This is a genomic window from Nocardia puris, from assembly GCF_036051655.1.
GTDB lineage: Bacteria > Actinomycetota > Actinomycetes > Mycobacteriales > Mycobacteriaceae > Nocardia > Nocardia puris.
Genome location: NZ_CP107943.1, coordinates 3,129,037 through 3,147,900 on the forward strand (window position 1 = coordinate 3,129,037; position 18,864 = coordinate 3,147,900).

Genomic DNA, 18,864 nt, shown 5'->3' on the forward strand with positions numbered 1-18,864 from the left:
TCCTTTCTCAGCCGACGAGCCGGACGCCTATGCCCTGCATCGTGGCGAACGCCTTGGTCAGCAGGCGGGCGCTGCGCTCGGCCATGGACATGGCGCCCTCGGCCTTGCCGACTGTGGTGGACCAGCCGAAGAACTGCGCGGCCTCGAAGTCCCAGTCGATCTCCATCTCCTCCACCTGGTCGACCAGGAGCTTGTCGGTGACGTGCGATGCGGTGGAGGCGATGCGGTGGCCGATGTCGTAGTCCAGGCCGGGGATGTACTCTCCGCCCTCGCGGAGGGTGAGCACGTGTGCGGTCTGGGCTTTCGTGGCGGCGAACCCGGCACGCAGCGCGGCGACGGCGGACAGCGACCAGGCGTTGTTGTCGCCGCCCTGATGGAAAATCTCGTAGAGGTGGACCCAGCCGAGATTGTGCGCGCGAGTGTGATTCGTCCACTGCAACCACGCGAATATTGTCCCGACGAGGAACGGCATCACGGCGTCGGCGACAATAGACCCGAGGCCAGAGAATCCGCCGAGCAAAAAGTATCCGATCAGCGCGGCGATGGATTCGATCGTCAGCCTCGCCAGGTTGTTCGCGAGCGGATTGTCGCCGCCGACAATGACACTCACGGCCGTTGCTGGCGACCATACGAGTTCGGCTGTTTCGATCTGGCTATATCGGCTGTCTCTGATCGTGACATGGGGTCTGGATGGGACTGTTCCGTGCCAGTGATTCTGGTAGTACTCGTCAGGCCAGATGGACTGGTCGTCGTCCACGAACAGGCGAACGTCCTCCACGAAACCGGCGAGGAAGCTGGCGACAGTGCGGGCGAGCCCGCCAGCGATGCCGCCGCCGGTGCCGGTGCCGTCCGGGCCGTAGTAGCCGGAGTTGTCCACCACCTCGAAGACCAGTGCACCGTTGGCGATATCGGGTACGCCGTCGATCGGGGATTCCTCCCCGTCCACGGTGAGGATGCGCCGGTAGGTGATGGTGAGCTGGGCGTCGTCCAGGGCGTCGGTGACGGCGTCGGCGATCTTGTCCATGCGCACCGCGAGCAGCGTCCACATGCTGCTGTCGTCGAGATCGAACGCGTTCGCCTTGATATGGACCTGCCAGTCCGACCAGTCAAATAGATCGTCCCAGGAATCCACGTTGAACGGATCGTTCGGTAGCGTCCACGGGTGCCCATTGAGCCGGATGAGATTCATCAGGATCAGCATGGAAATCGCCCACTTGGCAGGCCCGAAAATCGGAAGAACGCGCGGGAATTGGAAGATTGAAATCGGCAGTGCAGGATTGGGAGGTGCGAGCATGAAATTCAGGAACTGGAGATCGTCGACCCAATCCACTTGCAAATAGTGGATGCGGTTCTTGGTGATGACTCGGCAGTTCTTGAGCAGGCCGGACCAGCGTTTCTTTCCGCCCACGGTGTCGACGGTGATGACGACGTTTTTCTTCGCCTCGTCGTCGTCGGGGATGGAGACGAGCCAGCGCGCGAGATGGTGATCCAGGCGCAGCCGGGTCATGCCGCCGCGGGAGCGGTTGTTCTGCCACGGGAATTTCCCGGCGATGTGGTCGGCGACCCGCCCCCGCAGGGAGAGGCCGGGCGTTCCGTCGTTGTGCCACACGCGGATCAGTGGCGGCTGGCGACGCAGCAGCGCCAGGTTCTCCCGGATCTCGTCGGCCTGCTCCCGCAGCGCCGGGATGTCGGCGAGCGTGGTCGTCACAGCGTCACCCCCCACGGTCGCGAGAATCGGCGTGGCAGCCAAAACCGAATCCCCGCACCAGGATTGGCGCCCTCTACCTGCACCGTGACCGGGGTAGGGAGGGTGCCGGGGGCGATCGGGTACAGCAGTCCACGGGACTGCCACCTGGCCTGGACGGGGGCGCCGTTCACCGCGACCAGCGTGGGCTGATCGGGGTCTGTGTCGATGTCGGTGTCCTCGCCCGCCAGTAGCTCGGGCAGCCACTCCATCCGGGCCGCGTCGTCGTCAGCGCGGTGGAACGGGTACTGGGGCTTCGCGTAGAGCTTCTGGCCCCAGGACCGGTCCGGCACCCGCCAGCGCCCCGGCGCGTTGACGAACCCCTTCCACCAGACCGGTACGTCGCCGCGGTTCTCGAACATGACGGTGCCGGTGCTCGATGCGCCGGTGTACTGCCACTCCAGCTCGATCGGGGAGGACTCCCAGAACGGCTGCTCGCACGCTGCGCTGATCGCGAGTGTGGAGTCGTGGGTCAGCCAGGGATCGCGGCCCTCGTAGTCGCCGGTCTCGTACGCCTTCGGGTCGTCCAGCAGGCGCATCGTGATCCGGCGGATGCCGTACGGGGAGTGCGCCTCGAGCTGGAATGTGTCCTCGCCGACCATTCCCAGGCCCATGCGGAACCGTGAGTCGATGTCGGCCCAGCGCAGCGGGTCGTCGTCGTGGATCTGCACCGAGAAGACCGGGTCTCTGCGCTGGAAGCGCATACCCTGGTAGTGGCTTCCGGTGGCCGATTCGATCCAGAAAGTCTGCGCTGGAGCGTCGATCAGCTTCGTCGGCCCCGGCCGCAGGAGCACGCCCTCGGTCTCATCGGTGAGGTTCCAGCGGTGCCCGAAACGGTCGACCAGGATGAGCTTGAGCCAGGCGCTCATCGCAGCACCGCCATTTCGCCCTGCATCTGCATCGCCTGGTGTCGCTCCATCTCCCGGATGAACTCGTTGGCGTCGGCCAGATTCACTGAGCCGTAGAGGTTGAGGGACCGGTCAGTGCGCACGCTGGTGTCGCCGCCGCGCGGGGTCATGCCCGAGGGCAGTGGCGTCACGGGGGGCATCGCGAGTCCGGCGTTGACCGCCTCGAGCCAGTCTCTGTTCACGGCCGCCTGCGCCGCGTTGACCACGAACTCGCCTGGGCTCAGCCGGGCGGGCACGCTGTCCGAGCGGGGGCCGCCCGCGCCGAACACCCAACCGCCGTCTGCGTATCCGCGTCCCACTCCCCACACGCCCTCGGGACCGCCGTAGCGGGCGACGAGGTACTGGAGCGCCGCGGCGATGTTGGCGCCTGGGTCCCAGATGTCGTTGGGGTAGAGACTCGACCGGTAGGCGGCGAACGTCGGGTCGATGACCTGCATCAGGCCCTTGGATGGGATTCCCTTGGCGGCGTTGGAGTCCCAGTTGTTGATGGCCTTGGGGTTGCCGCCGGACTCGGTGTTCATCTGCGCCAAGCCGAGCCCGATCCAGGAGGCAGGCAGGCTCAGCGCGGCCAGCACCGAGGCGAACGTGGGCCGCCACTGCTCCACCCCGCCCGCCGGGTCGTAGGCGTGCTCGCTCGAGCTGGACGAACCCACCGACGAATCGCCGTAACTCTCGTCGCTCTTGTCGACCGGCAGATTCTTCGGCTCGTACGAATACCCGTCCGTCGCAGCGCCCTCGGTGCCCTGCTCGCGGTTGGTGTAGAAATCGAGCGCCGAGTTCAACCCCCGGTTGTAGGGGTTGCTGCCGGACAAGATGCTGTTCTCCAGTCCGAACGCAGCCAGGATGCCCTGCCCGATGATGTTGCCCGCCGCGCCGAGGATGCCCGGCAGTGTGTACTCCTCGGGCAGGCCCGTTTCGCCTTCGCTGGTGCGGGATTCGAGCTGATCCTCGTACCGGTTCTGGGCGCGCTGGTAGTCGCGGTCAGCGGCGGCGCGCTCCTCTGGGGTGGAGTTCGGGTCGGCATAGACCGCGTTGCGTTTCGTGTTCGCCTCATCCACCGAGGACTGGGCGTCTTCGATGTCGAGTTCCTCACTGGAGCGGCGGCCCGGCAGCGGGGCCTGCGGCAGCACGTCCGTCCCGCCCGACGCACGCCCGGCCTTCTTGTTCTCCAGCTCTTGGACCTTCAGGCGCGCCTTCTCGATGCGGATCTGCGCCTCGCGCTTGTCCGCCTCGGACGACTTCGGGTTGTTGTTGACCTTGGTGGCCTTCTCTTCGGCCTGGATCACGTCGACCTGGGCCTGCTCGAGCTTCAGCTCGTCCTCGCGCGACCAGCCCACAGCCCCGCCGGTGCTGTACCCGCGCACCAGCCCGGCCTGGAGGGCTGCGCGGAACCTGTACACCCCGGACTGGCCGCCGAGGCGGTCCACATCCGAGGTTGTGAGCACGTGCTCGCCGGGCATCGCCAGGATCGGGACGCTGTCCTGGCCGGGGATTCCGCCGGTGATCGAACCGCCAGCGGCGCGCGGGATCGGCTGCCGCATCCCCTCGGGCTTGTTGAACTCGCCGGTGTAGGTGATCGACACCGGCTTCGTCTCCGGCTTGACGATCTCGCGGATCTCAGCCTTGGCCTGCTCGTCGTCCAGGTTGATCTTCACCGTGCCGTCGGGCATGTGGGTCACGGTGTACCCGAGCTCTTGGAGCTTCTCCCGCTGCTCATCGGTGGTGGACGCGATCTCGATCGTGCGCGCGTCGGGGACCGACTTCACAGAGACGCCGAGGTCATCGAACTTCTGCTTCGCCTCGTCGGTGAGTGTGTGAGTCCCATTGATGGTCTCGTTGAACAGCCGCTGCTGCTCTCGCGCCTCCCCGGTGCGGGTGCCGAGGCCGTTCATTTCACCGCCGAGCGTGGCCGCGGATTCGGCTACGTCGTTGAGCGCCTCCTTTAGCCTGGTCAGAGTGATTTCGCTGCCGGAGTTGGAGAACTGCTCGACGGCGGATGGGATGCCCTGAAGTGCCTGCGCGATCTGCTCGTCGGTCATCCCGGACTGGCGGCGCGCGGTCTCCCAGACGGAGCCGCCGGAGCGGTTCTGCTGGCGCTGCTCCAGGATGATGCCGGTGATCTGCTCGTTGATCGCGGTGCGACCGTCGTTATCGAGGCCCAGCCCGGCGCGTACGTAGTCGCGGGGGTTGACGCCCAGGGTCTCTGCCCTCTCGAGGAAGCCGCGGGTCAGCAGGTCTTGCGTCGTTTCCGAGATGGTCTGCTCGGTGACCGCGCCGGTCTGGTCGTCTAGGGTTTGCCGCAGCGCCTCCAGCTGGCGCTTCTGCTCCTCGGCGGCGCGGGCGGCCTCTTGGTGGCGGGTGGCGAGCATGCTCAGGCCGATGGAGGCGGCGACGATACCCAGGCCAAGAACGCCGCTGGTCCCGAGTGCCGCGCCAAGGCCGGCAGCGGACCTCCTCAGGTTGTCGGCTCCGCCGGTGGCGGCACGGTTTGATGCGTCCCGATAGCGCTCGGTGGCAGCAGTGGCGCTGGCAATTCCGCTCTGCACCGCCGCCATGACGGGGCTCAGCGTCTTGAACGCCAGCCACGCGATCAACAGGCCCTTCACCGCGGTCTCGTTGCCCGCGATCAGGCCGGTCGCGGCCTGGAGGAACGGCAACAGGATCGCACTCCATGCCTGGGTCGCTTCCAGCACGGTGCCGAAGATGCCGCCGAGGCTGGCCAGCACCGGCTGCCACTGCTCCATCTGCTCGCGGCCGTCCTGGAAGAACATCTTCAGTTCCACTTGCCCCTCAGTGGATTTCAGCCACTGCGCCCACCGCTCGGTGATCGCGTCGACGGTGACGAGGAAGCCGTCGCCGTCGCCACGCACAGCTCGGAAGATCGAGGACAGCGACGAGCCCAGGTTCGCGATGACCGATCCGAATGTCGTGGTGGCGTCGATGCCCTGCTGCATCCATCGAGTGAGGTTCCCTGTTTCGTCGGCGCGGGTGAGGAACGCGTCGAAACGGGTTGCGAGGTTCGCGACACCTTGACCGAACTGCGGCAGGAAGGTGGAGCCGGTTTCGGCGAGGCGGCCGAGCGACGAGATCAGCGGCACGACAGCGGCGTTCAGTTCGCGAGCACCGTCGGCGGAGTTGCGGAAGATCGTGGCCACGCCCGTGGTGGCGCGGTCGCTGCCGAGTTCGCCGATGGCCAGGCGCATGCCCTCGCCGAGCCGGGCTGCGAGCCCTTCCATGCCGGTCTCGACGACAGGCAGTTGGGCGTCGAGCATCCCCCGCAGCGGGTCGGCGGAGCCTTCCCACAGGTTCTGCTGCGCACCCTGGCGGATGCGCCCCAGTTCGTCTCGATACTCGCGCAGCGCCAGTGCCGATTCCCGTGCGGCGGGCGCCATTCTGGCGATAGCCTCAGCGGCCTTCTCGGGGTCGTCGCCGAGAGCATCGCCGAAGCCGCGCATGCCCACGACCAGTGTCGCGATGCCCGCACCTGCCGCAGCTGCGAGGCCGGGCAGCAGCGCGATTCCCTGCGTCAGCGCCTGCACGTCAGCGCCGATCGAGGCCAGCGCGGTGCCTGCGGCGGGCAGGGCGGCCAGGCCGAGCGCCCCGGCGTTGAGAATGCCGGCGCCCATGAATCCGCCGAGCGGTCCCCCGCCTCGGCCGCCTCGGGCGTTGACGCCGATCGGTATGGTGCCACGCAGCGCCGCGATCTGCGCGGCGGCCGCAGCGGTGTCGGCGTCGACACGCATCGTCATCTGTCGGTAGGCGGCCTGGAGGCCGGCCAGTTCAGCGGCCGCGACTCTCGTGTCGGCGCCGACCTGTACGTCGACGGACAGGTCCATCGCGGCTAGCTTCGCCTGGATCTCGGACTCGAGGTTTGCCAGGCTGGCCTGGTCGGGGTGTACTTCGATGCCGACCGAGGCGCGCACGCCCTGGAGGTGCGTCTCCAGCGCCGTGGTGAATCCCGCTGCGTCGACGGTGATCTCGACACCGAGGGTTGCGTTGACCCGCGACAGGTACGCCTCGAGGTCGGTCGCGAATCCGGCTGTGTCGGCGACGATCTCCACGCCGAGTGACGCCTTGGTCCCGGACAGGTAGGTCTCGAGTTCCTGCGCGAACCCGGCTGTGTCGGCCTTGATTTCGACGCCGAGCTTCGCCTCGACGCGCTCGAGGTCGGCTTTGAGGTCGCGCACGAAATGGCGGAAGTTCGGCTCGATGTCGACGCTGGCGGTGCCGGCGGAGAAGTTTGTGGCCACTTACCCCCCTTCCGGCAGGATGCGGGCGAGTAGCCCGTGCTTCTTGGTGCGCTTCACTTCGTCGCGCCATTTCTCGATCGGCGTCACCGGCCGAACCGCGCGCGGCGCGTTTGATGGATCGGCGCGTGCGGTGACCCAAATCAGCTGATAGAGAAGGTCTTCGAGATTGGCGAGGCGTGCGACGAGCGGGTCGTAGCCGACGAGCGGCAGGTCCCCGGGGGTGGCGGGCGGCATCTCGGCGAGTGCGGCGATCACCTCGGGATCGGCCATGCGCGCCGATCGGTAGTGCCCACCCTGGGGGAGGCGCTCGACGAGTTCGAGCAGGTCTCGCCAGTCGCGTTCGCCGCGTAGCCAGTCGGTGAGGTCGAGTCCGAGTTCGTGGTGCAGGTCGTAGCGCAGGTCGGCCCCGTGGCGACCTACGAGGTCGACGAGGCCCGCGTACCCCCCGGCACATCACCGGCGCCCGGGCCGATCATGTGCTCGAGGATGTAGATCGCCAGGCCCGCCATGAGCTGATCAACCTCGGCGGCGTCGTGGCTTTCGAACCGGCTGGCGACGCGCAGCACCTGCTGCGGGCCGAGGAGCGCCCACAGGATCCCATTGACGTCCATGGACCGCGTGCACAGGTCGAGGGCGCTGCGGCCGACGGCGGTCTTCGGCCAGGTCGCGGTGAGCGGCGGATCGAACCCGTGTTCGCGGCCGATGATGAGCTGGTCGGGAGTGGTCGGAGTGGGCAGGTCGACGGCGCGGGCACGGGCACGGAACGCCTCGAACGCGTCGATCTCCGTGGCGCGGTCCGTGTTCCGCGCTGGAGTGGCGCGCTTGCGCGGCGCTTTCTTCGGGGTGGCGGGCATGATGCCTCCTGTCCCTGACGGGTCCTGGCGGGAGCCGCCCCCACGCCCCGCCAGGTCGGCGTGGGGACGGCGCACGGGGTTAGACCGGGACGGTGACCGCGCAGGTGTCGGTCAGCACGCCCAGCGTCGCGGTGATGGTGGCGCTGCCGTCTGACACCGCGGTGACCAGACCGGACGACGACACCGTCGCGACGGCCGGGGTGCCGGAGCCCCAGGTGCATTCGGCGGTGCGGTTGACGCCGTGGTTGTCCAGGACGGTGAGCTGCAGGTGCTCGCCTTCCTCCAGCTCGACGGCCGACGGGTGCACGATGATGCTCGACGCGGGCGCGGTGAACCCGGCCATCGTCGCGATCGAGTCGAAGCCCGCACCGGCGACACCGAAGTCGTAGAGCGCGCCGAACTCCGAGTCGTCGAAAACAGTCATCGTCATCGGCATGCCGAGCTCGCTGCCCTGCTGGCCCGCCATTGCCTGCCGGTTGGTGACTGCCAGCTTCGGGTAGATGAAGTACGGGTAGAGCTCCTGCGTCGGGCTGCCGTCGTAGCCGATGGCGATCGCGGAGTAGTAGCGCACCGACAGCTGCGAGGTCTTGCGCGCGCGGAAGCCCTTGCCGGGGTCGGCGCCGACCGTCGACATGTCGGTGTTGTGGTACAGCTCGAGGTTCTTCTTGCGCCATTCCTGCGCGAGGAAGTCGATCGCGAAGCCTTCGTTGGTGATGATCGTGCGACGCGGGCCAGGCGAGCCGTAGCCCTCGATGTTGGTCGACTGGGTCGACGGGGTCAGGTTGACGCCCGCCTGCTTCTGGATCTCACCGGCCGACACCCAGCCAGCGGGCAGCTCCTGGAGGACGCCGGAACCGTCGGTGAGATCGGCCGGGATGTAGGACGCGCCGCTGCTCCAGTCGTGGAAGAGCAGAGCCCAGTCCAGCGCGGAGAAGACGAGCGGGTCGCGCTTTTCCTTGAGCGCGAGGAAGGTGGTCGGGGCCATGGCCCCTCCTTTCGGGCATAACCGATACCCCGCGCGGTGACGCGGGGTCGTCGGTCGGGAATGGGTTCAGAGAGGGAGGGATTCGCGGATGAGCGCGTAGTCGGGCACATCGCGCGGGATCCGGCATTCCACCCGGAAGGTCGCCGGGACCAGCCGGTGATCAGGGTTGAGCTCGGGCAGCTGCTGCGGCCCGACGATCTCGGAGACGCTCTGCAGCATGGTGATCGAGCCGTCCTCGCGGCGCACGGGCCCGCCGTGCTCGTAGGACAGCATGATCTGGCGCAGGTACTCCATGACCGACCAGGAGTCGGCGCGGGTGGCGGCGATGACGCCGAGTTGTACAGCCGCGGCGTCCCACAGTCCGTCAGCACCGAGCCCGCCTCGATAGACGCGCACCACCGGGGTGCCCGCGTCGACGAGCGCGTTGACGTTGTCGGGTAGCCATGTGCACGCCAATCCCGCTGGGGTGCACAGGTTCAGGTACGTCTGCACGAGATCCATCACGACCAGCTCACGGTCGGGGAAGCCGCCCTGGTACCAGTCGGGGAACTCGATCACAGCAGCGTCCCCATGGCGTTGAGCACCAGATTCAGGTCGTGGGCGCCGCCGACCTGAATCGGCTCGTCGTCGCGGTCGATCTCGTACCCGAATTCGTGAGCGAGACCATGCGGGGCCTCCGCGCCGCCGACGATCAGCCGTGAGCACCAACGGTCGTTGCGGGCACCCCCGATGAACGTCTCGACGCGCGCGGACCGCGCCAGGCGGCCGGTGCGCTTGGAGACGATCTCCCGGTACAGGGCCTGGGCGATTTCGGCACGCTCGTACATGAGCGAGCGCATCCTCGCCGACAGCAGCAGCCCCGCGATCGCTGGGTTGCTGCCACCCCCGGAGGCATCCCGATACGGGATGTTGTGCTCCATCAGACCACCGCCTTGATCGTCACAGTGACGTATCCCGGGTCCCACCCGGTCATGGGATGGACACCGTCCCATTGGGGTGGTCCGAGGACCTGGTACCGCTGACCGGTGGACACCCTGCGCACATGATCGGTGCTGCGCACGTCCGACCCCTTCGGCACCGCCAGGGTGCCGGTCAGGGATGCTTGGTCGCGCGCGGTCGCCGGGTACGCCCCGCCGGGTTCGACGGGGGCGTTCTGCCAGTAGGCGCACCGCTCCAATGTCGCGACGACCGCCAGGGGGGTTTCGTCGCCGACGCGGTCGCGGGCACCGCGCAGGACCTGCCACGATTCGCCGTAGGGCAGTTCGAGCGTCACAGCCCGAGGCCCGTCATCGAGACCGCGCCAGAGGTATTCACCCCGAGGAGGGTGAGGATCGCGTCTCGCTCGGACTCGTAGATGAACAGCGAGCCGTCGGGGTTCTTGTAGGCGATCTGCGTGGTGAATGGCCCCATGACCTGGTAGGTCGACTGGGCGCCTTCGATCGCGCCGGAGGTCATGGCCCGCTTCACCATCGCGCACGACAGGATCAGCAGGCCCTCCGCCAGTTCGGCGTCCCCGGCCGCCAGGGCCTCGAGATCGCCGTACGGCCGGAACCAGACGCCCAGCCACCACGCGGCGTCCCCGAGCAGTGTGGCAGCGCGGGCCTGCTCCGCAGCGGAGAGGGGACGCCATCGGGCTGCGAGGTCGCCGTGCGTGGCGAACGCCATCAGGACTCCTTGGAGCGCCGGGTCGCGGTGCGCGGCTTCGGTTCCGGCTTGGGTGCAGCGACCGACTCGGCGGGTGCAGCCTCCTGGGCTTGCCCCTGGAGTACGTTGAGCCGATCGAACCGCTCGAGGTGATCGGGGTGCACCTGCACCACCGCGCCATGATCGGCGCGGCGACGGCGACCATCGGCGTCGATGTAGACCATCGAGCCGGGGCGGATGGTGCGCTCGACGCCGGCCATCACGCCGCCAGACCGGTGATCTTGAGCGCGTTGTACGGGTTCGTCACCGCGAACACGCTGCGGATCGAGGACTTCACCCACGTCGACTCGGTGCCCTCGTCGCGGTAGGAGACGGTGGTCAGCGGCTGCTCGTAGCGCACCTGCCCGACCTGGCCCTCCCGCACCGCGTACGCGGTGCCCGCGGTGACCGTGTTCGACACGGCGACGCCGAATCCCTGCGACCGCAGCCACGCCTCGGCGTCGCCGTAGATGATCGACAGGTTCGCGAATTCATTGGGGTGCAGCACGAGCAGATTGAACTCGGCGCCGAGTTCGTGCACGGCCGCACGGCGCCGGATCTCCGCGAGGTCGGCCGCGGGCAGGGCCGCCTTGTTCTCGGTCGACAGCGTCAGCTCGGTGGCGTCGGCCCAGCTGTTGCCGGTGATCTGGAGATCGGAGCCGACCTCGGTGATCACGGCCTCCAGCTCGGTGAGGGCGCGGACGTGCAGCTGGCGCTGGATGTCGTTGCCCAGCTTGACGCTCTCGTTCTGGATCACCGAGAGGTCGTTGCGGTCGCGGGCCTCGTCGGTGACGCGGTACTTGCCGCCCAGCTTCTCGACCTGCGCGGTCTTCGGCTCGGGCCGGTCGAAGGTCACCTCGGGGAACTCGGCGCCCGGGGCCACGCGCTGCGCGGCGCGGGTCGGGAACAGGTCGTTCGCCTTCAGCTGGTCGTAGACCAGCGCGCCGCCGGACACGCCGCCGCCGTTGGCGAAGATGCGCTCGGCGAAGTAGCCCTTGAGCGCCAGGTCCGACAGGTACGCGTTGATGCGCGTCGGCTCCTTCAGCATCATGTCGACGGTGAGCGCGTTGCCCACGACGACCGGTGTGCCGAGGGGGTATTCCTGCGAGTATGCGGTTGCCATCGTCGCTTCTCCTTTCTGTGCTTACGCGCCGTGGAGGGCGACGAAGACGGGGACGTTGTTGCTGCCGGTCTCGACGGCGATGCCGACCGCGATGCCCGAAGCCAGCGCGATGGCCTTGCCGTCGGAGCCGACCTCGACCTGGGCGCCGGCGGTGATCGCGCCGCCCGCGAGGACGGGGACGACGCCGCCGCGCAGGATCGCGCCGACCGCGCCGGAGGCGATGTCGGCCGAGGCGACGCCGAAGGCGCGCGCGCCAGCAGTGGCGTGAGCGACCTTGATCAGGCCGCTGGTCGCGTCGCGGGTGGCGGAGATGCCGACGAATCGGCCGCCGGTGACGGCGGCGGTGGCCTGGGCGGTGATGTCTCGGCCCGGCCGGAACAGGGGTGCCACCTCATTCGCCATGAGGGTGTCCTTTCCGTGTGCGTTTCCCTACGGCTTCCATGCCGCGGGGTAGGAGGTATCCGCCGGGGGCGGCGGGGTGGGCGAGGCACCGGGCCTCAGCGCCTCGACCGGCCGATCGGACGGCGGCGGGGGCGGGGCGCTGGACGGGTACCGCGCGACGATGCGCGCGGCGCGGGCGTCCAGCTCTTCCGGGGTGCCTGACCCCAGCAGGTCGTAGTCCTCTTCGAGGACGCCGTGTTTCGCGGCGGCGCGCAGCACGGCGAGTTCGGTTTCGCGGGCGGCGGCGAGCTTCTGTGCCTCCTGCGCCGCTTCCTGCGCTTTCTGGATCTCGGTCTTCTGCGCTTCCTGCGCCTCGTCGTAGGCCTGCGCCTTCGGCTCGACCTCACGCAGCTTGGTGCGCCAGCCCGCGGCCTCCTTGCGGAGTCGCGCGATCTCGGCCTCGTACTGGTCCGGGGTGCGCGGCGCCGGATCGGCGGGGGGCTCCGGGGGTGCGGGGCTCGACACGGGCTCGGCGGGATCCACGACGGGTGCCGGGTCGGCCGGGGTCAGCGGGGTATCACTCATCGGACGTTGCCCTCCTGGGGCGTCGGGCCGCCGCCAGGGCGGCTGGGGTGTTCTCCTTCACCGCGGCGCGGTAGGCGCGCAGCGCGGCCGATCCGGACAGGCCCGCAGTCGAGGTCTGCCACAGGTCCATCAGTTCGTCGTAGAGGTCGGGCTCTTTCTGGATGCGCCGGTAGGCGCGGCTCCAGATCTGCTCGAGGCTGTCGCCGGTCGCCTCGGCCGCGTTGGAGGTCAACGTCCACAGCGAGTCCAGCCACTCATGCTCGGTTTGCCCCTCCCACGGCTGGCCGCGGCGGACGAGCACCACTTCGCAGTCGCAGTTGTCGTGGTACGGCTGCCCGAGGGCTTGGTTGCCGCGCGTGCCGTCGCCCTGCCGCCGGCGACCACCTCGACCGCGGCGTGGTCCAGCACTGTCGCGACCCTGGCCGACGACATAGCCCGCCGACTTGTCAGATTTATAGACGGGGCCACGGCTGGCGAGCATCGCGCACCAGGGGCAGTTCTCGGTGCCGGACAGCACGCGAGCCCACCCGATCTCCTCCCCGGCGTTGTCGGCGGTTTGCTCGATCGCGGTCCGGCTGGCCGCGGCGACGTGCCGGGTCAGGGTTGCCGTGAGCGATTCGGACACTCGCGCGATCACGCGGGGGTCGGTGCGGTTCTCCAATGTCGGCGCGGACACACTCGCCCGGACGCGTGTTCGGGTGACGGGGTCGATGTCGGCGGTGGTGACCACTCCCGAGCGGGGGCGCTCCACTTCGGGGGCGTCTACGACCGCCCGGCGGGGCGTACCCTCTGGTGCGGTGACCGTGGCGCGGGACGAATCGCCCGTGGGGGCGGGCGGTTCGGGGCCGCTTACCCGGACGCGTGGATCGGGTTCGGTGGACGGTTCACCGGACGGGCGCACGCCCTCGTTCAGTAGCGGTGCCGGGCGAGATGGCCGACGGCGCGGTGGCGGAGGTGCGACGGCGCGTTCGATCGCCGCCTGCACCGCCTCGATCGGGTAGGGCTGGATCGGCGCTGGTGTCAGCGACCGATCGAAGCGGCGGATCTCCGCCACTGTGCGGCGATAGCTCTGCCGTCGCGCCGCCACCACCTCGCGATGGAGCCGTCGCGCCATCTGCGCCTGCCGGTCTGGGGTGATCGGCACCCCGTCTGTGCGCATCCGCCGCAGGATCACCCTGGCGAGTGCGGCGCCGAGGGCGGCGTGCAGCGCCCGCAGAATTGCGGACAGCATCGACTACACCTCGATCAGCGGGTCGCCCGCCGCGGCGCGGGCCTCCCTGGCGCGCAGCACTTTCTCCCGCGTCCAGCCGGGGATGTCCTCCCACAGGATCTCCTCCGGCACATCGAGCATGGTCGCGAGCTTTCCGAGTCCATCAACGGTCTGCGCAAAGCTGCGCGCCGTGGCGTCGGCCCAGACGACCTCGCTGGCGAAGTCGGCAGCCGCCGCCTCGTCGCCGGCGATGTGCGCTGCGGTGCGGAGCAGTTGCTCGTAGCTCTCGCCGAGCGAGGTCTCGATCTCGCTCACCTTGCGGTCCTTACCCGCCTCGAGCGCGGCCAAGGATGCCTCGGAAATGTTGCTGATGCCGGACAAGCCGAGTTGCTGTGCGGGCACCTGGCCGATCGCCGCAAGGTCGCGCAAGCCAGAATCTTTGGATTCGATGTAGTTCTTCAGTTCGGTCGCCTCGAACTGGCCGGCCTTCACGTTCGCGTCCTTGAAGTACCAGGTGTCGGAGGCTGCATGCCGCAATGCTTCTTGCTGCGACTTCGGAATCCACCCCATTACGTACCGCTGCCGGAACGCGCTCCAATACTGGGCGACCAACATCTCGTACGTGGTTTCGTTGAGCCGCTCCTGGATCGTCAGCAGCGGTTCGATGATTCCGTACTGCTCTTCCCCGTCGAGCAGGATCCGGTCCTGGAACCGCACGACCGGGCACACGCCAACGTCGTGGTTGCGGCCCTCGATGTACTCGAAATTGTTAACCGACAAGTAGGACGGGTCGCGCCAGCCGAGCGCCGACTGTGGAACCTGCTTGACTCCGATGAAATGCACGGCGCGTTCGTCGTAGAGCCGGATCATCGGCCCTTTCATCTCCATCGCCTCGATCGGCCAGGCGTCATCCACCGGGCCGCCCTCGCGCGGGTCCCACTCCAGTGGCTCGCCGTACAGCGCGGTCATCTGCCGAGGCGACACCGGCCGCATGTGCACCGCCGTCTGCTGGCTTACCAGTGACGGCAGAACCGTCGCGTAGGACACCCCGTAGTGCAGGGCGCCGCGGTTGATCCCGGTCTGCTTGGCGCCGAACTGGTTGCGCTGCCACCACGTCCACGGACTCGAGGTCGTGCGGTTGATCCGCCGGCCGGTCTGCGGATCCACCTCGCCGCCGGTGAGGTAGTTGTCCACTTTGAGCGCCTGGCCGAAAACATCCAGGATCAAAGGCAAGAAGTTGGTGTGACTCTTGCGAGCGAGGCCCGCTAGCGCCGCCAGGGATCCCTCCATCTGCTCTGTCGTCACGCCGCGAATCTCCAGCGCCGCCAGGGCCGTTCGCGCCGTCCACGGCCGCATGGCCGCCGCCAGCACCTCGAGCCGCTGGGCTTCATACCAGCGCGGACCCTGGAGCATGTGCCGGACGGCGTCGACAGCAGACTGTCGGTTCACCGATCACCGCCTCTCACACGAACATCGCTTCCCCGCTGGGCTCCGGGTGGAGCACCAGCCATTTCGCGCGCATCAGCCGGGCGCCGACCATGGCGACCGCGCCGTCGACCTTGCGGGCCGATCCGCGCGCCGCCTTGCCCAGCCCGATCCCGTACTTGCCCGGCCGTCTGCGCGCGTTGTGGACATGGGCGCGGAGGCGACGGTGGCCGTCGTGCCGGAACGCGCGCTCTTTGATGTCGCCGACAGTGCGTTCGGCGTGCTCGGTGTGCTGGCGGGCGTGGCTCGGCCAGCGCATGTCCCAAATCACCGGGTGTCGGTAGTCGCCGTTCGGGACCGCCGGGAGCCGCCAGTCCTCGAGTTCGGCCCACTCGTCGCACAGCGGCTCCCAGAACCGCTCGCCCGACTCGTCGTCACGGGCGTCGGACGGGTCGACCCACAGGCCCAGGACATCCCATTGCTCGCACGCCGCGCGCACCCGGAAGTCCACGTCGCCGCGGTCGACCAGCCACGGCGTCTTCGGGTCGTGGTTTGCTGGGCGCTCCCAGATCCCCACGGTGAACACGTCACCGGTGTCGAGCCGACAGCCGATCAGCGCCGTCGCGTCATCGGATTTCGACCCGTCCAGGAACAGGAAGATGCCCTCACCGGCCGGCGGGCGAACATCCGGGGCCTCCAGCGCGTCCCACTGCTGCGGGACCGTCCACGCGTCGGCCGTGGCCACGACCTGGTTGTACCACTTGCGCCGCGACTCGCTCGGCGGGTTCGCGGGGTTCAGGATGCTCTTGACGATGCGCCCGTTCGGGCGGGTATCGAGCCAATGCGAGTCGCCCGCAATGGATTTCACCACGGCGGGTGCCGCTTCCGCCGTGAGTGGGGCATCGGGCGGCGCTTCGAGCGAGTCGTACAGCAGGCCGAAATCCCGTGCTGTCGCGTCCTCGCCCTGGGTGGCGTCGTGCGCTTCTCGCATCCGCTCGCCCACCGAGTCCTCGCCCGGCCGGTAGGCGTTGCAGATGTCGAGCATCCGTGCCGCGCCACCCTCGGACTTCGCGGCGTTGCCCTCCAGCGCGCCGGCCATGTCGTGGCCGCCGTTGCTGGAGTTCCAGTTCTGCGTCTCGCAGCGGATCACCTGCGTCGGGCGGCCACCCTCGATCGCCAGCGGCGAGGAGGTGACGGCCTCGATCTGGCGGGTGTCGCTGCGCCCGTACACGTTCAGCTTGCCGATCTGGATGCCGTAGTGGCGGCGAGTCTCCGGCGGGATCAGCGACGGGAACAGCTTCATCGTGTTCTTCGTCTGCTCCTGGCTGACCGCGATGATCTGCACCCACGCGTTAGGCTCCTCGCGCCCGACCGGGCGCCCATTCGACCAGCCGTCGAACGCGACCTCGGCGAAGGACGAGCCGCACGAGATCACCGCGGCCATCGGGTCCTTGCCCCAGCCCTTCAGCCGCTGCAGCACCGCCGAGTGGTACAGCAGGTCGCCGGACTCGGCCAGCGCGTAGTACCAGAGCACGAACCGTGCCTGCTCGGGTGTGCACTGCCACGGGCGGCCGTTCTTGTCCCGCAGCCACTTCCCGTACCAGGCCAGCAGCCGCCACCCCAACGTGGCTTCGGGCAGCAGCCAGCCGTTGTCCCACTGCCACACCGGGCCGACCTTGATCGGCTCGTACTCCAGATCCACCGGCGGAGCGGTGGTCTCGAGCAGGTCCTCGTACCAGCGGATGATCTCGCGGTACTCGTCCTCGACCGATGTGATGAGCGCGGGGCCAGAGCTACGCGCTCTTGCCACGGTTGCCCCAGCGGGCATTCGCGGCCGCGCGCGCCGCGACCGACCGCGCTTCCTTCTCCGCCTCGCCACCATCGGCGTCGGGCAGTTTCAGCTGCCGTAGCAGCTGGGCGAGCGTCGCACGGTGCTGACGCAGCTCGGTCACCAGCGGGTTGACCACCCGCTGGCCCATGGAGCCGGGGATCATGATGCTGTCGCCGGAGAGCGCGTCCTCGAGCGCGTCGATCAGGTCGACCTCGCGGCACGCCTCGCGCAGCACGCGCTGTTCATCCGGGCGCAGGTCCCACTTGCCAACCACCGAGTTCCATAGATTGCGGGCGGCTGGCTTGAGCCCCTTCGGCGGGGCGGGCTTCGATGCCATGTGACCTCCAGGGTCTCGACCGCCACCCGGGCGGCTGGCTTCGGTCAGCTCGGTTCGCTGACCTGGGGAAATACAGGAGCGGAGTGCACGCATGGTCCGAGGTGCAATGCTGCTTCGCCAGACAGGCCGGTCGGGAGGGTCACCCCCCACCCCTGGGGCGGAGGGCGCCGGGGTGTGGCTCGGGCTCGCGGAGCCGACTGTGCCGCTGACGCCATCGGGCTCGGCCGGCTGCCGACTCCCCTGCGGTCTTGGCTCCGTGGCAGTCGTCGCAGAGGGTCCACAGGTTGTCGTCGGCATCGGTTCCGCCGGCGGCGACGCTGAGCTTGTGGTCCACCTGATGTCCTGGGTTGCCGCACTTCTGGCAGGTGACGTTGTCGCGGGTTCGGATGCGTCGTGCTGTGGTGCGGTCCACGCCTCGGTAGCGGTCGGGGTCGCGGGACCAGGCCATCAGTTAGCTTCCTCGTCAGCGGCGATCAGCTTGCGGACGCGGGTCGCGGCGTACTCCAGCAGTCCCAGCTGCTCATCCAGGGGCACGTCGTCGTCCCGGAGGTTCCTGTAGTACGCCACATATCGGCCGCCCTGCTCGTCCCACCACTGCCGTTTGGCGACGACGACATAGGTGGTGAGCACGCCCTCGGCGGTGCCGTGGTGCGCGAGCTGGGCGGCGGTGATGGCGTCGGCGAGGGCGTCGTCGGCGGCTACCTGCTCAGGGGTACGGGTCACGACTCAATCCAGGTGCGGCCGCCGTCGAGGCTGTGCGCGCCGTTGTCCAGCCACGCTGGGATCGAATCGTCCGGGAGGGCGGGGCTTTGGATGTGGCCGCCCGATGCGTAATGGATCGGGCCGATCTCCACCTGTCGCGCCTTCACGCGGTCGATCTCAGACTGGACTTCATGGCCGAGGCGCTTGATCTCGGACAGGATCCACAGGTTCGCCGCCAGGCTCAGCACCACGACCGTCAGTGCCACGACGCCGATGACGCTCATCGTGCCGGCCATCAATGCGGCGCTACGAACACGTAGGCGTACCGATTGGTGTCGGCGAACACGTACGCGGTCTCGGTGGTCGGTGGCGTGAACGGTGACGCTGCCGGGACGCGGATCTCGATGAGGTCGCCGCTCGGGATCGGGTGGGCATCGTCGACGCCGCCGTCCGGGAGGCTCGTCACGTACACGGGCCCGCCGCCGCTGGCGTCGTTGCGGATCGTGACGACGAACTCGCGCTCGCCGCGGGTCCAGGTCGCGGCCGGGATGGGTGCCGCGCCTCCGGTGATGAGGATGCGTTTGGCGCTGAACGGGCTGGGCATGATGCTCCTCAGGTCCTCGGCGGCCAGTTCCAGTGGCCCGGCGTGGGCTCGTCGTGGAGCGCGTGGCGTGCGGCGACAAGGGTTGGGCCCAGGTCGGGGTCGAACACCGCCAGCAACACGTCCTCCGAGCGCACGGCGGCGATGATCGCGGCGTACGGCTCGGCAGGGATGACACTGTCGCTGAGGGGCTGGAAGTGGACGATGCGGCCGACGCTGGGGGCGCTCATCAGAGCAGGCCGTCG

23 protein-coding genes are annotated in these 18,864 nt (G+C 68.6%); all 23 read right to left on the reverse strand.

Annotated elements, in window-relative coordinates; translation table 11 throughout:
* Nucleotides 1–7 precede the first annotated feature (7 nt).
* The 23 genes from OHB21_RS14090 to OHB21_RS14200 all read right to left on the reverse strand — a co-directional run bounded on the left by OHB21_RS14090 (nucleotide 8) and on the right by OHB21_RS14200 (nucleotide 18,849).
* Nucleotides 8–1,708 (reverse strand): Gp37-like protein, encoded by a 1,701-nt coding sequence (locus OHB21_RS14090; protein WP_328439101.1) that lies wholly within the window; start codon nucleotides 1,706–1,708, stop codon nucleotides 8–10.
* Nucleotides 1,705–2,613 carry a hypothetical protein gene (locus OHB21_RS14095; protein WP_328439103.1) on the reverse strand — a complete coding sequence of 303 codons (909 nt, stop codon included), beginning with the start codon at nucleotides 2,611–2,613 and terminating at the stop codon, nucleotides 1,705–1,707. Before OHB21_RS14095 ends, OHB21_RS14090 begins: the two co-directional genes overlap by 4 nt.
* Nucleotides 2,610–6,575, reverse strand: a complete 3,966-nt coding sequence (locus OHB21_RS14100; protein ID WP_328439105.1) for a transglycosylase SLT domain-containing protein — start codon at nucleotides 6,573–6,575, stop codon at nucleotides 2,610–2,612. The genes OHB21_RS14095 and OHB21_RS14100 overlap by 4 nt, the downstream gene beginning before the upstream one ends.
* Before the next feature lie 327 nt (nucleotides 6,576–6,902).
* Nucleotides 6,903–7,172: a hypothetical protein gene (locus tag OHB21_RS14105; RefSeq protein WP_195126596.1), complete on the reverse strand. Its 270-nt coding sequence runs from the start codon at nucleotides 7,170–7,172 to the stop codon at nucleotides 6,903–6,905.
* A gap of 146 nt (nucleotides 7,173–7,318) precedes the next feature.
* Nucleotides 7,319–7,756, reverse strand: a complete 438-nt coding sequence (locus OHB21_RS14110; RefSeq protein ID WP_328439107.1) for a hypothetical protein — start codon at nucleotides 7,754–7,756, stop codon at nucleotides 7,319–7,321.
* A gap of 79 nt (nucleotides 7,757–7,835) precedes the next feature.
* Entirely contained in the window at nucleotides 7,836–8,741 is a 906-nt protein-coding gene (locus OHB21_RS14115; protein WP_328439109.1) for an Ig-like domain-containing protein, read from the reverse strand.
* 66 nt (nucleotides 8,742–8,807) lie between these two features.
* Nucleotides 8,808–9,299 (reverse strand): phage tail termination protein, encoded by a 492-nt coding sequence (locus OHB21_RS14120; RefSeq protein WP_328439111.1) that lies wholly within the window; start codon nucleotides 9,297–9,299, stop codon nucleotides 8,808–8,810.
* Nucleotides 9,296–9,661, reverse strand: coding sequence for a hypothetical protein (locus tag OHB21_RS14125; protein WP_328439113.1), 366 nt, complete (start codon nucleotides 9,659–9,661; stop codon nucleotides 9,296–9,298). Before OHB21_RS14125 ends, OHB21_RS14120 begins: the two co-directional genes overlap by 4 nt.
* A complete protein-coding gene (locus tag OHB21_RS14130) occupies nucleotides 9,661–10,014 on the reverse strand; it encodes a hypothetical protein (protein ID WP_328439115.1) in 354 nt (117 codons plus the stop codon). The genes OHB21_RS14125 and OHB21_RS14130 overlap by 1 nt, the downstream gene beginning before the upstream one ends.
* Nucleotides 10,011–10,406, reverse strand: a complete 396-nt coding sequence (locus OHB21_RS14135; RefSeq protein WP_328439116.1) for a Gp19/Gp15/Gp42 family protein — start codon at nucleotides 10,404–10,406, stop codon at nucleotides 10,011–10,013. The genes OHB21_RS14130 and OHB21_RS14135 overlap by 4 nt, the downstream gene beginning before the upstream one ends.
* On the reverse strand, nucleotides 10,406–10,645 hold the full coding sequence (locus tag OHB21_RS14140; RefSeq protein ID WP_195126590.1) for a hypothetical protein: 240 nt from the start codon (nucleotides 10,643–10,645) through the stop codon (nucleotides 10,406–10,408). The genes OHB21_RS14135 and OHB21_RS14140 overlap by 1 nt, the downstream gene beginning before the upstream one ends.
* Nucleotides 10,645–11,547, reverse strand: a complete 903-nt coding sequence (locus OHB21_RS14145; RefSeq protein WP_328439118.1) for a major capsid protein — start codon at nucleotides 11,545–11,547, stop codon at nucleotides 10,645–10,647. The genes OHB21_RS14140 and OHB21_RS14145 overlap by 1 nt, the downstream gene beginning before the upstream one ends.
* 21 nt (nucleotides 11,548–11,568) lie before the next feature.
* The gene (locus OHB21_RS14150; protein WP_195126588.1) at nucleotides 11,569–11,949 is read right to left on the reverse strand and encodes a capsid cement protein; all 381 of its coding nucleotides are present in this window, start codon (nucleotides 11,947–11,949) and stop codon (nucleotides 11,569–11,571) included.
* Nucleotides 11,950–11,976: 27 nt separating this feature from the next.
* On the reverse strand, nucleotides 11,977–12,513 hold the full coding sequence (locus OHB21_RS14155) for a hypothetical protein (RefSeq protein WP_195126587.1): 537 nt from the start codon (nucleotides 12,511–12,513) through the stop codon (nucleotides 11,977–11,979).
* On the reverse strand, nucleotides 12,506–13,744 hold the full coding sequence (locus tag OHB21_RS14160; protein WP_328439122.1) for a VG15 protein: 1,239 nt from the start codon (nucleotides 13,742–13,744) through the stop codon (nucleotides 12,506–12,508). Before OHB21_RS14160 ends, OHB21_RS14155 begins: the two co-directional genes overlap by 8 nt.
* A gap of 3 nt (nucleotides 13,745–13,747) precedes the next feature.
* A complete protein-coding gene (locus OHB21_RS14165) occupies nucleotides 13,748–15,172 on the reverse strand; it encodes a phage portal protein (RefSeq protein WP_328439124.1) in 1,425 nt (474 codons plus the stop codon).
* Between the two features lie 13 nt (nucleotides 15,173–15,185).
* Nucleotides 15,186–16,958, reverse strand: coding sequence for a hypothetical protein (locus OHB21_RS14170; protein WP_328439126.1), 1,773 nt, complete (start codon nucleotides 16,956–16,958; stop codon nucleotides 15,186–15,188).
* Nucleotides 16,942–17,316 carry a hypothetical protein gene (locus OHB21_RS14175; RefSeq protein ID WP_328439130.1) on the reverse strand — a complete coding sequence of 125 codons (375 nt, stop codon included), beginning with the start codon at nucleotides 17,314–17,316 and terminating at the stop codon, nucleotides 16,942–16,944. Before OHB21_RS14175 ends, OHB21_RS14170 begins: the two co-directional genes overlap by 17 nt.
* Nucleotides 17,317–17,455: 139 nt before the next feature.
* The gene (locus OHB21_RS14180; protein ID WP_328439132.1) at nucleotides 17,456–17,764 is read right to left on the reverse strand and encodes an HNH endonuclease; all 309 of its coding nucleotides are present in this window, start codon (nucleotides 17,762–17,764) and stop codon (nucleotides 17,456–17,458) included.
* Nucleotides 17,764–18,039, reverse strand: coding sequence for a hypothetical protein (locus tag OHB21_RS14185; RefSeq protein WP_328439134.1), 276 nt, complete (start codon nucleotides 18,037–18,039; stop codon nucleotides 17,764–17,766). Before OHB21_RS14185 ends, OHB21_RS14180 begins: the two co-directional genes overlap by 1 nt.
* Nucleotides 18,036–18,314 carry a hypothetical protein gene (locus OHB21_RS14190; protein WP_328439136.1) on the reverse strand — a complete coding sequence of 93 codons (279 nt, stop codon included), beginning with the start codon at nucleotides 18,312–18,314 and terminating at the stop codon, nucleotides 18,036–18,038. Before OHB21_RS14190 ends, OHB21_RS14185 begins: the two co-directional genes overlap by 4 nt.
* Nucleotides 18,314–18,622, reverse strand: coding sequence for a hypothetical protein (locus OHB21_RS14195; protein WP_328439138.1), 309 nt, complete (start codon nucleotides 18,620–18,622; stop codon nucleotides 18,314–18,316). Before OHB21_RS14195 ends, OHB21_RS14190 begins: the two co-directional genes overlap by 1 nt.
* Nucleotides 18,623–18,630: 8 nt before the next feature.
* The gene (locus OHB21_RS14200; protein ID WP_328439140.1) at nucleotides 18,631–18,849 is read right to left on the reverse strand and encodes a hypothetical protein; all 219 of its coding nucleotides are present in this window, start codon (nucleotides 18,847–18,849) and stop codon (nucleotides 18,631–18,633) included.
* Between the last annotated feature and the right edge of the window lie 15 nt (nucleotides 18,850–18,864).

Coding starts and splice junctions, on each gene's coding strand:
- OHB21_RS14095 (WP_328439103.1), bottom strand. CDS start 2,613: ATGAGCGCCTGGCTCAAGCTCATCCTGGTCGACCGTTTCGGGCACCGC.
- OHB21_RS14105 (WP_195126596.1), bottom strand. CDS start 7,172: ATGGCCGATCCCGAGGTGATCGCCGCACTCGCCGAGATGCCGCCCGCC.
- OHB21_RS14110 (WP_328439107.1), bottom strand. CDS start 7,756: ATGCCCGCCACCCCGAAGAAAGCGCCGCGCAAGCGCGCCACTCCAGCG.
- OHB21_RS14115 (WP_328439109.1), bottom strand. CDS start 8,741: ATGGCCCCGACCACCTTCCTCGCGCTCAAGGAAAAGCGCGACCCGCTC.
- OHB21_RS14125 (WP_328439113.1), bottom strand. CDS start 9,661: ATGGAGCACAACATCCCGTATCGGGATGCCTCCGGGGGTGGCAGCAAC.
- OHB21_RS14135 (WP_328439116.1), bottom strand. CDS start 10,406: ATGGCGTTCGCCACGCACGGCGACCTCGCAGCCCGATGGCGTCCCCTC.
- OHB21_RS14140 (WP_195126590.1), bottom strand. CDS start 10,645: ATGGCCGGCGTCGAGCGCACCATCCGCCCCGGCTCGATGGTCTACATC.
- OHB21_RS14145 (WP_328439118.1), bottom strand. CDS start 11,547: ATGGCAACCGCATACTCGCAGGAATACCCCCTCGGCACACCGGTCGTC.
- OHB21_RS14150 (WP_195126588.1), bottom strand. CDS start 11,949: ATGGCGAATGAGGTGGCACCCCTGTTCCGGCCGGGCCGAGACATCACC.
- OHB21_RS14155 (WP_195126587.1), bottom strand. CDS start 12,513: ATGAGTGATACCCCGCTGACCCCGGCCGACCCGGCACCCGTCGTGGAT.
- OHB21_RS14160 (WP_328439122.1), bottom strand. CDS start 13,744: ATGCTGTCCGCAATTCTGCGGGCGCTGCACGCCGCCCTCGGCGCCGCA.
- OHB21_RS14175 (WP_328439130.1), bottom strand. CDS start 17,316: ATGGCATCGAAGCCCGCCCCGCCGAAGGGGCTCAAGCCAGCCGCCCGC.
- OHB21_RS14180 (WP_328439132.1), bottom strand. CDS start 17,764: ATGGCCTGGTCCCGCGACCCCGACCGCTACCGAGGCGTGGACCGCACC.
- OHB21_RS14190 (WP_328439136.1), bottom strand. CDS start 18,314: ATGGCCGGCACGATGAGCGTCATCGGCGTCGTGGCACTGACGGTCGTG.
- OHB21_RS14195 (WP_328439138.1), bottom strand. CDS start 18,622: ATGCCCAGCCCGTTCAGCGCCAAACGCATCCTCATCACCGGAGGCGCG.
- OHB21_RS14200 (WP_328439140.1), bottom strand. CDS start 18,849: ATGAGCGCCCCCAGCGTCGGCCGCATCGTCCACTTCCAGCCCCTCAGC.